Consider the following 13,402-nt stretch of genomic DNA (forward strand, 5'->3'; position numbering starts at 1 on the left):
AACATGACAATGATTCCTTATGGCCGACAAGATATCTCTGAGGCCGACATCCAGGCTGTGGTCGATGTCTTGCGCTCGGACTTTCTGACGCAGGGGCCGGTAGTGCCAGCGTTTGAACAATCGGTAGCAGCGTATTGCAGTGTCCCCTACGCGGTGGCTGTCAATAGCGCGACCAGCGCCTTGCACATCGCGTGCCTGGCTTTGGGCGTCGGCCCGGGGGATCTGGTCTGGACCAGTCCGAACACTTTTGTTGCCAGCGCCAATTGTGCTTTGTATTGCGGTGCCGATATCGATTTTGTCGATATTGATGCCCATACCTACAATATGAGCATTGAGGTACTGAAGCAAAAGCTTGCGCAGGCGAAACTTGCCGGCCGATTGCCTAAAGTGCTCATCCCCGTGCACTTGACAGGTCAACCTTGCGATATGGCCTCCATCCATGCCCTGGGCCAGGAATATGGCTTCAAGATTATTGAAGACGCTTCGCATGCGATCGGCGGAAAATATCGTGGTGAACCGATCGGCAATTGTCAGTATAGCGATATTACCGTTTTCAGTTTTCATCCAGTGAAAATTATCACCAGCGCCGAAGGTGGTATGGCAACGACGCAGGATGCGCAACTGGCGATTAGCTTGCAGCAATTGCGTAGCCACGGCATTACGCGCGACCCGGAACAGATGACGCATGCACCTGATGGCGCGTGGTATTACCAGCAGATCACACTCGGTTATAACTACCGCATGACCGATATGCAGGCGGCACTTGGTCTGAGCCAAATGGCACGGCTTGATGAATTCGTGGCATACCGTCATACCATGGCGCGTCGCTATGATGCATTGCTGGCAGAATTACCGGTTATTACGCCATGGCAGCATGCGGACGGCTATTCGGGCCTGCACTTGTACGTGATTCGCCTGCAGACCGAGCGCCTGACGCAGTCCCACCGCGCCATTTTTGACGCGTTGCGCGCCAACTCAATCGGCGTCAACCTGCACTATATTCCTGTACATACTCAGCCTTACTATCAGGAAAAAGGCTTTAAACCTGGCGATTTCCCGGAGGCAGAACATTATTATGCGCAAGCCATCAGCTTGCCGATGTATGCCACCTTTACGGAAGAGCAGCAGGATCGCGTGATTGAGGCCTTGCGGGAAGCGCTGAAATGAAAATTGGATTGGGCGCAGTACAGTTCGGGCTCGATTATGGTATTGCCAATGCGGCCGGCAAGGTATGCGAAACGGAAGTTGCGGCCATTTTGACCGCCGCGGCCGGGCTGAAATTGAAATTGATCGATACTGCGGCGCTATATGGCGATAGCGAAACTGTACTCGGACGCACCATGGCACCAAGCGCGTCTTTCGACATCGTGACCAAGACGCCGCAGTTTGCCGGCGCCGTGCTAGGTACTGCTGACGCGCAGCAACTGGAAGAGAGTCTGCATGCTTCATTGCTGAAGCTGCAGCGCGCCGCCGTGTATGGCCTGCTGATACACCGGGTTGACGATTTGCTGTTGCCTGGTGGCGAAGTGCTGATGGAGCGTATGGTGCAGTTGAAGGCGCGTGGCCTAGTGAGCAAAATCGGGGTGTCCGTGTATACAGGGCAGCAGATTGATGCCGTGTTGGCGCGCTTTCAGATCGACTTGATTCAATTACCTATCAATGTGCTGGATCAGCGCCTGTTGCATAGCGGCCATTTGCGCAAGTTGAAACAAGCCGGTGTTGAAATACATGCCCGTTCCGTTTTCCTGCAAGGTTTACTGTTGATGGCGCCCAGCGATCTGCCTGCCCATTTTGATGACGTGCGTGAGCACTTGGCTGCCTATCACCGCTTTATCGCCCGGCAAGGGTTGACGTCGCTGCAAGCTGCGCTGGGTTTTGTGACCGGCCTGGAAGAGATCGACCATGTGGTTTGTGGCGTCAATTCTAGTGCACAACTGCAAGAAATATGCATGGCGGACAGATACGTGGCCGCAAGCGGGGAGCATGTGGGCTATGACGCCTTTGCGATCAGCGATGAGGCGCTCGTCAATCCGGCCTTGTGGCAACAGACAAAGGGGAAGTAATGATATTGGCAATATTACAAGCCCGTGTTTCGTCATCGCGGCTGCCAGGCAAGGTGCTCAAGCCTTTGTTGGGCGAGCCAATGCTGCTGCGCCAGATCGAGCGTTTGCGTGACGTACGCCAGATCGATCACTTGCTGGTGGCGACTAGTCGCGAATCTTCGGATGACGCCATTGAGGCACTGTGTCTGGCAAATAACATCGCTTGTTTCCGGGGCGATCTAAATGACGTGCTGGAGCGTTTTCACCAGGCAGCGCAAACGTTTTCTCCTGAGCATATCGTCCGCCTGACGGCCGATTGTCCACTGACCGATCCGGCTCTGATCGATGAAGTCATCGCTTTTTATCTGGCCGGTGACTACGATTATGTCAGCAATTGTGTCGAGGCTACTTATCCCGATGGACTCGATGTGGAGATTTTCCGCGCTCCTTGCCTGGATGATGCGTGGCGCGAAGCGCGCCTGCCATCGCAGCGCGAGCATGTCACGCCATTTATCCACCAGCAGGCCCAGCGTTACAAAGTCGGTGTCTACCGCAGCGCAAGGGATTTGTCGCATTTGCGCTGGACAGTGGATGAGCCCAAAGATTTTGAATTGGTCTCCATGATCTATGAAGCACTGTATTGTGAAAACAAGTGCTTTTCCATGCAGGACGTCTTGTCGCTGCTGGAGCGCCGCCCTGAATTAGCAAATTGGAACACCATGCATGGACGTAACGAAGGATTGCTGAAATCGCTCGCCGCCGATGCTGTACCGACTACCACCCACACCATAGAGAATTAATATGTCTACACGCTATCAACGCTCTGAAGAGTTATTGGAACGCGCCCTTAAAACGATCCCGCTCGGCTCTCAGACTTTCAGCAAGAGCAAAACTCAATATCCCTTGGGTGTTTCGCCGTATTTTATTCAACGCGGCAAGGGTAGCCATGTATGGGACGTGGATGGCAACGAGTACATCGATTTCATCAGCAGCCTGGCCTCGATCACGTTGGGCTATAACGACGAAGACGTGACCAATGCGGTAAAAGCACAACTGGATGAAGGTGTGATTTTCAGCCTACCGCATCAGATTGAAATGCTGGTCGCTGAAAAAATTTGCGAAATCGTTCCTTGCGCCGAGATGGTGCGTTTCGGTAAAAATGGTTCGGACGCCACGTCCGGCGCTATCCGTGTAGCGCGCGCCTACACCAATCGAGAGCATGTGGCTGTATGCGGCTACCATGGCTGGCAAGACTGGTATATTGGTTCGACCGCGCGTAACCGCGGTGTACCGGTCGCCACGCGTGAGTTGACGCATACGTTTGCGTATAACGATCTGGCATCACTGGAAAAGCTGTTCGCCGATTTCCCCGAGCAGATTTCGGCCGTGATCCTCGAACCGATGAATGTGTATGAGCCAAAGGAAGGCTTCCTGCAAGGGGTCAAGGAGCTCGCGCACAAGCACGGCGCCCTGTTGATCTTCGATGAAACCATCACTGGCTTCCGCTACGCCAATGGTGGCGCGCAAGAGCTATTTGGCGTCACACCTGACCTGGCGACGTTCGGCAAGGGCTTGGCGAATGGCTATCCGGTATCAGCCGTGGCTGGCCGCGCCGATGTGATGAAGCTGATGGAAGAAATTTTCTTCTCGTTCACCTTCGGTGGCGAAACGCTGTCGCTGGCGGCAGCCCTGGCGACGATGGAGAAATTGCAGCGCGAACCGGTTGTGGCGAGGATACAGGAGCAGGGCCAGAAAATTATCGACCGTCTCAATGCCATCATTGAGACGAACGCAGCGCAGCACATCATGAGTGTTGCTGGTCATCCAAGCTGGAGTTTCGTGTTGATCAAGGATGCTGCTCCTTATACGCAATGGCACATCAAGACCTTGTTCATGCAAGAAATGTTGGCGCGCGGTATCTTGACTTTCGGTACGCATAACGTCAACTACAGCCATAGCGACAGCGATCTGGAAAAGCTGTTCGCAGCCTATGAAGAAGTAGTGCCCATGCTGGTTGCTGGCGTCAAGGATGGTAACTTGGAAAGTATGCTGCGTTGCAAGCCGTTGGAACCACTGTTCAAGGTGCGATGAATAGTTCCATCGTTATCCGCGTGGATGCTTCCTTGCACATGGGAAGCGGACATGTCATGCGCTGCGCGACCTTGGCGGAAGAGCTCAGGTTGCGTGGGGCGGCGATCACCTTCATTTGCCGGGAACTTCCGGGTAACTATATTGATTGGCTACGTACACAGCAATTCGAGGTGCTAAGCCTGGCAGTTGCTGTGTGCGGTGAGACAACGGACGCTGCTGTCTCGCCGCCGCATCTGGCCTGGCTGGGGGTTCCACTGGAGCAGGAGCTTGCGGAGGTATGCACACTGCTGGCGGAACGGCCCGCAGCGGACTGGATCATTGTCGACCATTACGCACTCGAGGCGCGCTGGGAGCAGGCGGCCAGGGCGTTTGCGCACCAGATCATGGTAATCGATGACCTTGCTGATCGCGCGCATGACTGCAATGTTTTGCTCGATCAGAACTATTATCATGATATGCAGCGACGTTATGACGGCTTGCTGTCGTCGGCTTGTCTGACGTTGCTGGGACCGGGTCATGCCTTGCTGAGGAATGAGTTTGCCCACTGGCGCGCGCAGTGCGGACCACGGGGTGCTGCGGTACGTCGCGTGCTGGTATTCTTTGGCGGTGTCGATGCAGATAATTACACGATGCCGGCCATTGCTGCACTGGCACGGGCAAACCGGCCGGACATACAGGTCGATGTGGTGATCGGCACGCGCCATCCGGCGCGTGCGGCGATCGAAGCTGTGTGCTTGCAGCATGGTTTTACTTGCCATATACAGACCTCGCGCATGGCTGAATTGATGGCCGCGGCCGACCTTGCCATTGGCGCCGGCGGGACAGCGACTTGGGAGCGTTGCAGCCTGGGCTTGCCTGCTCTGACCTTGTGTGTCGCCGATAATCAACGACAGCTGGTTGAGGATGCCGCGCTGGGAGGGCTGGTGTATGCGCCGGAAATTGGGCCTGGGCCTGAGCTGGAAGAGCGGTTGCTGAATCATTACATCTCCTTGCTTGATAATCCTGGCTTGCGGCAATTTCTGTCGCACCAGAGCCATGCCGTGGTTGATGGTCGTGGCGCAGCGCGCGTGGCGCGCAAGCTAGGTATGTGCTCGATTGTCTTGCGTACTGCCAGTGAGACTGATTCGGCCAACTTGATGCGTTGGCGTAATGATGAGTCGATCCGCGCGGTGTCGCGCAACAGCGCGCCCATTCCGCTGGAGAATCATCAACGCTGGCTGGCTGGCCTGTTGGCCGACCCGCAGCGCATTTTGTTGATTGGCCAGCAGCGCGACGGCCAGCCAGTTGGCGTGGTTCGTTTCGACCTGGCGCAAAGCAGTGCGGAAGTATCGATTTATCTCGTGCCAGGAACGCAGAAACGGGGGCAGGGTACGGAGCTGCTTGCTGGCGCAGAACAATGGCTGCGCAATATGCGTTCTGATATAACAATAATACGGGCGGAAGTTCTGGGCGATAACCAGCCTTCGCACCGTCTGTTCCTGGCAGCTGATTATGTCAGGAACTCCACTACCTATTTTAAGAAGGTGCTGCAACATGACTGATTCCATCAAAATTGGTAACCGCCTGATCGGCAAGAATCATCCTCCTTTCGTGATTGCCGAAATGTCCGGTAACCATAATCAGTCGCTAGAACGCGCACTGGAAATCGTCGAGGCGGCTGCAAGAACGGGAGCGCATGCGCTTAAAATTCAGACGTATACGCCAGATACCATGACGCTCGATTTGAACGAGCGTGAATTTCACATCAGCGATCCGAATAGTTTGTGGGCAGGAACCTCCCTGTACAAGTTGTATGGTGAAGCCTATACGCCGTGGGAGTGGCATAAGCCGATTTTTGATCGCGCCCGCGAGTTGGGGATGATTCCGTTCAGCACTCCGTTTGATGATACGGCGGTCGATTTCCTAGAAACGCTGGACATGGATTGCTACAAGATCGCCTCGTTTGAGAATACCGACTTGCCGTTGATACGTCGTGTGGCCGCCACAGGAAAACCGTTGATTATCTCGACCGGCATGGCTAGCATCGCGGAACTGGATGAAACGGTGCGGGCTGCGCGCGAAGCGGGTTGCAAGGACTTGATCTTGCTTAAATGCACCAGTACGTATCCTGCCACGCCGGAAAATACGAATATTCTGACGATTCCGCATTTGCGTGCGATGTTTGATTGCGAAGCCGGCTTGTCGGACCATACCATGGGAGTAGGCGTGTCGATCGCCAGCGTGGCACTCGGTGCCACTGTGATTGAAAAACACTTTACGCTGAACCGGGCCGACGGTGGTGTCGACTCATCGTTTTCCATGGAGCCGCACGAAATGCAATCGCTGGTCATTGAAACAGAGCGCGCCTGGCAGGCACTGGGCAAGATCAGCTATGGCGTCACCGAAAAAGAAAAAAAATCGTTGATGTTCCGCCGCTCCCTGTACATTGCTCAAGACATGAAAGCGGGCGATATCCTGACGCCGCAAAATTTGCGTGCCATTCGCCCGGGCTTAGGCTTGCCGACCAAGCACTATGAGCTGGTCATGGGACAACCCGTCAAGCAGGATGTAAAGGCTGGCACGGCGCTTAACTGGAACCTTATCTTGGGGTAAGGTTTAGTGATTTATGGTAGTAGTGCGGCCCGGGTGGGAAATTCCTCCCCGGCTGTAATATCTGATGGCTTGCCTGCATATTTTTCTTTCCGCGCTATTTTTATCTGGTAGTGAGGGTTCTGAATATAAAAACTACGAGTAAGTTGCGCAATGTGATGAAAAATGGCATTTTGAAATATGAGTGAAATCAGGTCCGGTATATTTTCCATGGCCATTCATGGCGGTGGGTTGGCAATACGTCTCGGTTTCATGCTGCTCTTGTTGCGTTACGCTAGTCCGGCGATTATGGGGCTATATGGGCTGGCAGTCGCCATGGAATCTGTCGCTATTTACCTGGCGGGATTGGAGTTTCATACTTTCACCTCAAGGCGATTTGCGCGCAGTGCGAGTCAGCGGCGACTCAAGGTATTAATGCGCGTTCATCGTCGTTTACTGGCATTCACCGCGCCATTGGCAACAGTGTTGGGCTTGTTCGCTGCACATATATTGAACTTCACGACAGATACCTTGAGTTTGCTGTATCTGGGTATTTTATTGTTTAGTGGAACAATAATGCAGGAACTATCGCGCTATCTGATATTGAACAGGCAGCCCGTGCACTCGATATTTATCGGTTTCCTGCGTACGGCGGCCTGGCAACCAATTGCATTCTTTTTTTTGCATTCCAACGAACATGTGCTCCGCGACATTCTATTTTTGTGGGCCATATTTTCCCTGTCTGGTGTCATTTGGGGTATATGGGTACTCAGGAAATTGATTGTATGTAAGTGCCGGCCGCGAAAGAACTATCTTTTTCGTGGCTTATATAATGCACGCGCCTACTACGTCATTTCCGCCGCAACCGTTCTGCAGGGGAATTTGGAACGGTTTATTTTGCAAATGTTGCTTGGACCAAGTGCGGTTGGCGTATTTTCATTTTTTCAGACCTTGGGCAATACGCTGGGTTCCGTCGCGCAAACGGTGGTGACAAATATTGCATTGCCGGAGTTATTAATGCGATTCGGGCAAAAACTCAAGGGTAGGCAGGAATACATGCGGCACGTGATGAAACGATTGCTGATTTGTTGTACTGCTCTATCTGCAGCTATTTGTCTGACCGCATGGCCACTTATTTTGGTCTTGTCGCGGCAGGAATATACCGACAAGCTGTGGATGTTGCCATTTCTGTTGCTGGGCCAGGGATTCATAGTATGGACTCAGCCGATTCATTTGGCTTTATATGCCGGACATAAGGACCGAATATTGTTGATCATGATGGGCGGAGCCCTGTTGGCTTCCATATTGGCGAATTTAATTTTCATCGAGCTTTTTGGAATTGCTGGAGCGGTAGTTTCACCTCTGGTTGTAGCGATACTGATTTCTGCGGTGAGAAAATACTGGTTCAATCGTCTTAGTAAAAATGGTGAATTGTGAAAAAAATAATTAATAAACTGATTGCTTGGCTAGCCACATCTTGGTTAGGTAAATGGTCTTACAGGATAGGTAGCCTCGCCGGCGTATTGATTTTGCGGGCCTGTTCACTCGCTAAGAGCGCGACGCTCTTTCCTGGCGCCGGTAATTTGAGCCTCGATATTCGGACAGATTTGAAATATCCCGAAAATATCACCATCGGTAGCAATGTCATCATAGGTGCCGATTGTCAGATCGGAGCGATGGCGCCGGTCGTGCTGGGGAATTATGTACGGATATCGCGCGGCGTGACAATTGAAACAGCCACACTGGATTTATCTGCTGCCTTGCCGTATCCGCATATCGCCAAGCCGATTTCCATCGGTAACGGTGTTTGGCTGGCGGCGCACGTGACGGTATTGGGTGGCGTGAATATTGGTGATGGTGCCATCATCGGAGCTGGTGCGGTGATCAGTCGTGACGTTCCCGCTGGCGCCATCATTGTGGGATCTGCGACGCGTGAGTTAAAACGGAAGTTGGAAATAGTCGAAGAATGGAAATCATGAAACTGTTAGCGATCGAAAAAAAAGGCGTCCAGCCTACGCTGATCACACGTGCTTGGCACAGAGTACAAGAACGCGTGCGCAGTCCGGCAACGCGTGGCCGTCTCGCGAAAATGATTACCTGGTTGCGCCCGCGTGGTGCACCGGCCAATACTGATATTGGAATTGCAGAGTTAAAAAAACACGGCGTCTGCATGATGCCGGGGTTTATGAATGATGCCGAGATTGCCAAATTGCGCACGGCGTTGTCCGAGTTCAATTGCTTTGACCCTTGGCGCGAGCATTTGGGGGAGTTTCGCCATGATCAAATTCCGCAAGGAACCCATGTGGCGCAGATTCCCTGTGCTGCGCAGATTGAGCAATTGCATGCAATTGCCTACGACCGACGCTTAATTGATCTAGTTACTGCCTATTTTGGCTGCCGCCCATATCTGGATAGTATTCAGGCATGGTGGTCGGTATCTGGCAATGATGAGCCAGAAGAAGCAGAGAATTTTCATCGGGACAACGATTCTATTCGTTTTCTGAAGTTCTTCTTATATGCCACCGAAGTGGGCGAGGAAAATGGACCTCACGTTTTTGTGGCTGGCTCGCATGTGCAAAATACTTTGACCGAGCATCGTCGATTATCTGACTCCGAGGTTAAAGCAGCATTTGGAGTGGAGCGGATACGTATTATGACGGGAAAAGCTGGTGATGCGTTCATGGAAGATACCTTTGGCATACACAAAGGGCAGCTGCCGAAATCAGGGAAGCGCTTGTTGATACAGTTCCGTTATTCCGTAACTGAATCTATTTTCCGCTCACCGTTGATTGTAGCGCCGGCGGCGGATATTCAGCCAGAGCTGGCAACATCATTAATAAATGACTGATACTATTTTGAAAAAGAAAACCATTTTATGCCTGATCAATGCGGCAGCGTATTCGCGCACATATTTTGAAGAATTGGCGCCAAAACTGATAGCTGAAGGCTATCGCGTAGTTTTTGCTCTGGATTCTCATCTTTCTGATGTATTGTACGCAGAAAACTGCAGTTTGAAAGATGCGTGGTATTTTACAGATTACCTCAAGAGCAAGCTGCCGCTTGATGCAACTACATTGCAATCGCAGAAAAGCTGGGCATCGCTGTATTCTGATTTCGATCGATTTCTGACTATGGACATTGTACCCCCGCTCAATGCCAATGGTGCTGTGCAGTACCGCGATATCCCCGAAATGTTATCGCGCTTTTTTGCAGAGATTTTTATCGAAGAGGAAGTTACGGCGGTTTTGTACGAGCCGGTCAGCAATAGCTTCGCTATTGCTGCATTTGAATGGGCACAAGCTGCTGGCGTCCCATTTCTCAGCCTTAGCCCATCGAGAATACCGGGACGTATTGAGTTGAGCAGCACTGGCGCATTGGCCGACGATGTTACGATTGGAGATTTATTTGCGCGTAGGCATACTGGCGGCGTGTCGGATGAGTCGAGAGAAATTGCGGCCCAATATGTTGCACATATCGATCATAGTGTTCCTGATTATATGAAGATAAATGGACTCGATCAGATTGGTTTGCTTGGAAAGTACTTCAAAATTGACAAGATACAGCATTTCTTGCGAGGTTGGCGCTATAGTCGCCAATATCGTGAAGATTGTGCATTAGCCTATCAGCATGGTGATCCGGTCAAACTTTCTATTGCCTATTTTAAGCGTTCATTATCTCGTCGTCTGAAACTGGGACGAGCGATGAAGGAATATTCAGTTACAACCAAGGATGAGCCATATTTGCTCTATCCATTACATTTTCATCCGGAAGCCTCCACCTCGGTGCTGGCGCCTGATTATGTGGATGAGATGAATACCATCAAGGCCATCGCATTTCGTCTGCCAGTGGGGGTAATGCTGTATGTGAAGGAGCATCCTTCCGCGGTAGCATTGCAACCACTGTCATTCTATCGCCAGCTCAATGCTTTGCCGAATGTAAGGCTGCTGGCAGCGCATCTCCCCACCAAAGAAATCGTGCGACGTAGCCGTGGCGTTATCACCTTGACGAGTACTGTGGGATTCGAGGCGGCGGTCTTGAACAAGCCTGTCATCGCGTTGGGAACGGTGTTTTACAGCTATTTCCCGAACGTTCAGCGTGTATGCAATTTTTCCGAACTGGAACCGGCACTGGGCCGCTTGCTTAGCTACCAACCCGTTCAGAAAGAGGCCCTGATCGACGCTACTGCTGCGTATGTTGAATTCGGTACGCCTGGTTCATTTGACTTTCGTAATAGCCTTGGTAATGACGCTGCATTAAGTGGTGTGGCCCGGCTGGTTCATCTCAAGCTGGATGCGCTGCTCGCCGCGAACGAAAAGGTGGGATGATTCATGCCAGCTAGCAGAAGTTGGGCAGTTGTCGCATTATTTTTGATCATTACCGTTGCTCAAAAAATGATTGAGCCAATGTATAGCGGCTACTTCTTTGCATTTTGTGCTTTATCCCTGATGCTTGCCTGGAAATGTAGGTATTCGCGCTTTATCAAGGCGCCAGAGTTGAACATCGATTTTTTCGCCATTTCTCTGGTACTGACCTTTTCCATCTTTTTTGCGATAAAGACGCATCAGGATGCTAGGGATATTTTTCGAGATGTAGGTGCGATATTTGCCTTTATGATAGGACGTTATGTCATTCCCCTATGGGTTGGACGGGGAAATGTCAAGCTTCTGATGCAGACCTTGTCGGACATCGGCGTGGCAATATCGGTGATCACTATCATGTTTGCCCTTCTGGCATATCTCGATGGCGCGGATGCCTATCATTGGCGAGGGACATATGTACCGCTTTCGCATGGTTGGCTGCCTTATTTTTTGATCGTTAATATTGCCTTGCTGCGGAAAACATCAGAACAGGCATCCCGTTATGGTTATCGCATATTTCTCTGCATCGCCGGAACGATTGCTTCGCTATCGCGCACCGATGTACTGCTTGATCTATTTATTGGTCTGGTGTTGCTATTGACGATAGGACGGCATTTATTCAGCAATGTTCGAGTTATGCGGGGTTTAATTGCTTTTGGCATTATTGTTGCTGTTCTGATGCCCAAGATCATCGAACTGGACGTAGTACAGGAGCGTTTGGCCAGCAATGCCGAGGATGCAGACCCATCTCTTGGATGGCGATACATCGAAAATCAGGCTTTATTTGATCATTTCAGCGAAGGTGCTGCTTTGCCTGCGATCGTGGGTTATGGCTTGGGATCGCGTATTTCGTTGCCAGATGGTGTACTGGATTTCGATGGCAATGACACGATACCGTTGCTGCACAATAGTTATCTGACGATCGTGCTGAAATTCGGGCTGCTTGGGCTATGCTTTTTTGCACTATATATTGTGAGGAAAGTTCGCGTGTGGATGGTATTGCGTAAGAGCCCACATGCCATATATGCGTGGACCGGCAGCTGGATCATGTTGATTGTGTTGGCGAAAGGGATCATATTGCAAGGGTTGACTGAATGGAGCCATGTCATTTTCTTCGGCTTGGCCTGTATGTTGCTGTCTTTCGACACCTATAAAAAAGATTCGAAGAAATGAAGATGATAAAGATTGTTTTTTGCCATTTGCTTAACGATTTTTCTGGTAGTCCTAAGGTTTTGCGTGACACAATTTCGGCACTGAAAGGTGAGGGACAAAACGAGAAACTTTATGTTTCTGGTGATACTGATGGATTCCTCTCAGATTGCCAGATTTCACGAGGTAAATACTGGTATATTCGCTCGAATAATAAATTTGTCACTTTATTTACTTATTTTTTTAGCCAGCTGTGTTTGTTTTTTAAGCTTCTACGCGATCGAAGTATTGCCAGGGATGCCATTGTTTATGTAAATACTTTGCTTCCATTTGGTGCTGCTATATATGGGAAGTTGACAGGACGTATAGTTATCTATCATGTGCACGAGATATCGATCCGGCCAGCCGCTCTCCGATATTTTCTGGTGAGTTTGGTGAGGTGGACATCAACCTTAAATATGTATGTCTCCAAGGCGCATATGCAATTGTTGCCAATCCCTGGGGTGGAAAGTCGTTGTATCTATAATGCACTGGATCATGCTTTTGAGAAGAAAGGCGGGAGCTCCGTTTACGAGCCGCGTCGCCAGGGGATTTTCAATGTATTGATGATCGCATCGCTGCGTGATTACAAGGGGATAGTGGAATTAATTGCGTTGGTCAACTCGCTGTCTGCACGGAAGGATATACATTTTGATCTGGTCATTAATGGCGATCAGTCTGAAATCAACGCATACTTTTCGACAGCAGCTTGCCCATCGCAATTGACGGTGCATCCCAGAACGCTGGATACGCCGGCATATTACGCCCAGGCTAGCTTGGTATTGAGTCTTGCGCGAGTTGATCTTTGGCAGGAAACCTTCGGCTTGACGGTGCTGGAAGCTATTACATTTGGCATTCCGGTCATTGTTCCTCCAGTAGGAGGCCCAGCGGAGATCGTCACTGATGGGGTCGAGGGGTTTCTTGTCGATTCGCGTGAAACTGACAGTCTGCATACCCATGTCTTGCGCTTGGCCGACGATGCAGCGCTGTGCTACAGGATGTCCGAGGCCGCACGCTTGCGTGCCAAGGATTTCATGCGTGAAAAGTTTATCGCTGAAATGAATGCTTTGATCAGGGACCTGCGTGCAGCCTGAGGCGCAGCCATTTAGAATGGATAGCAGTATGGGTTGTTTTTCTTGTAATTTTTAAAATTAC

General features: G+C 51.1%; 12 protein-coding genes. All 12 read left to right on the forward strand.

All coding sequences use genetic code 11. The features are described from left to right. Nucleotides 1-9: 9 nt before the first annotated feature. The 12 genes from pseC (at nucleotide 10) to SJI03_RS03310 (ending at nucleotide 13,341) form a co-directional block, all read left to right on the forward strand. Complete coding sequence (gene pseC, locus SJI03_RS03255) at nucleotides 10-1,167, forward strand: UDP-4-amino-4,6-dideoxy-N-acetyl-beta-L-altrosamine transaminase (RefSeq protein WP_322426431.1); 1,158 nt, start codon at nucleotides 10-12, stop codon at nucleotides 1,165-1,167. Next, nucleotides 1,164-2,063: an aldo/keto reductase gene (locus SJI03_RS03260; protein WP_322426232.1), complete on the forward strand. Its 900-nt coding sequence runs from the start codon at nucleotides 1,164-1,166 to the stop codon at nucleotides 2,061-2,063. Before pseC ends, SJI03_RS03260 begins: the two co-directional genes overlap by 4 nt. Further along, complete coding sequence (locus tag SJI03_RS03265) at nucleotides 2,063-2,842, forward strand: glycosyltransferase family protein (RefSeq protein ID WP_322426233.1); 780 nt, start codon at nucleotides 2,063-2,065, stop codon at nucleotides 2,840-2,842. The genes SJI03_RS03260 and SJI03_RS03265 overlap by 1 nt, the downstream gene beginning before the upstream one ends. 1 nt (nucleotide 2,843) lies before the next feature. After that, nucleotides 2,844-4,133: an aminotransferase class III-fold pyridoxal phosphate-dependent enzyme gene (locus tag SJI03_RS03270; protein ID WP_322426234.1), complete on the forward strand. Its 1,290-nt coding sequence runs from the start codon at nucleotides 2,844-2,846 to the stop codon at nucleotides 4,131-4,133. After that, entirely contained in the window at nucleotides 4,130-5,674 is a 1,545-nt protein-coding gene (gene pseG / locus SJI03_RS03275) for a UDP-2,4-diacetamido-2,4,6-trideoxy-beta-L-altropyranose hydrolase (protein WP_322426235.1), read from the forward strand. The genes SJI03_RS03270 and pseG overlap by 4 nt, the downstream gene beginning before the upstream one ends. Further along, nucleotides 5,667-6,725 (forward strand): pseudaminic acid synthase, encoded by a 1,059-nt coding sequence (gene pseI, locus SJI03_RS03280; protein ID WP_322426236.1) that lies wholly within the window; start codon nucleotides 5,667-5,669, stop codon nucleotides 6,723-6,725. Before pseG ends, pseI begins: the two co-directional genes overlap by 8 nt. Before the next feature lie 177 nt (nucleotides 6,726-6,902). Then, nucleotides 6,903-8,138, forward strand: a complete 1,236-nt coding sequence (locus SJI03_RS03285; RefSeq protein ID WP_322426237.1) for a hypothetical protein — start codon at nucleotides 6,903-6,905, stop codon at nucleotides 8,136-8,138. Further along, on the forward strand, nucleotides 8,135-8,680 hold the full coding sequence (locus SJI03_RS03290) for an acyltransferase (protein ID WP_322426238.1): 546 nt from the start codon (nucleotides 8,135-8,137) through the stop codon (nucleotides 8,678-8,680). The genes SJI03_RS03285 and SJI03_RS03290 overlap by 4 nt, the downstream gene beginning before the upstream one ends. After that, nucleotides 8,668-9,549 (forward strand): phytanoyl-CoA dioxygenase family protein, encoded by an 882-nt coding sequence (locus tag SJI03_RS03295; protein ID WP_322426239.1) that lies wholly within the window; start codon nucleotides 8,668-8,670, stop codon nucleotides 9,547-9,549. Before SJI03_RS03290 ends, SJI03_RS03295 begins: the two co-directional genes overlap by 13 nt. Continuing rightward, nucleotides 9,542-11,026, forward strand: a complete 1,485-nt coding sequence (locus tag SJI03_RS03300; RefSeq protein ID WP_322426240.1) for a hypothetical protein — start codon at nucleotides 9,542-9,544, stop codon at nucleotides 11,024-11,026. The genes SJI03_RS03295 and SJI03_RS03300 overlap by 8 nt, the downstream gene beginning before the upstream one ends. 3 nt (nucleotides 11,027-11,029) lie before the next feature. Continuing rightward, on the forward strand, nucleotides 11,030-12,232 hold the full coding sequence (locus SJI03_RS03305; protein WP_322426241.1) for a hypothetical protein: 1,203 nt from the start codon (nucleotides 11,030-11,032) through the stop codon (nucleotides 12,230-12,232). A 2-nt stretch (nucleotides 12,233-12,234) separates the two neighbouring features. Next, nucleotides 12,235-13,341: a glycosyltransferase family 4 protein gene (locus tag SJI03_RS03310; protein WP_322426242.1), complete on the forward strand. Its 1,107-nt coding sequence runs from the start codon at nucleotides 12,235-12,237 to the stop codon at nucleotides 13,339-13,341. Nucleotides 13,342-13,402 lie beyond the last annotated feature (61 nt).

The sequence above is a fragment of the Janthinobacterium sp. GMG1 genome, assembly GCF_034427795.1.
Classification (GTDB): Bacteria; Pseudomonadota; Gammaproteobacteria; order Burkholderiales; family Burkholderiaceae_D; genus Janthinobacterium.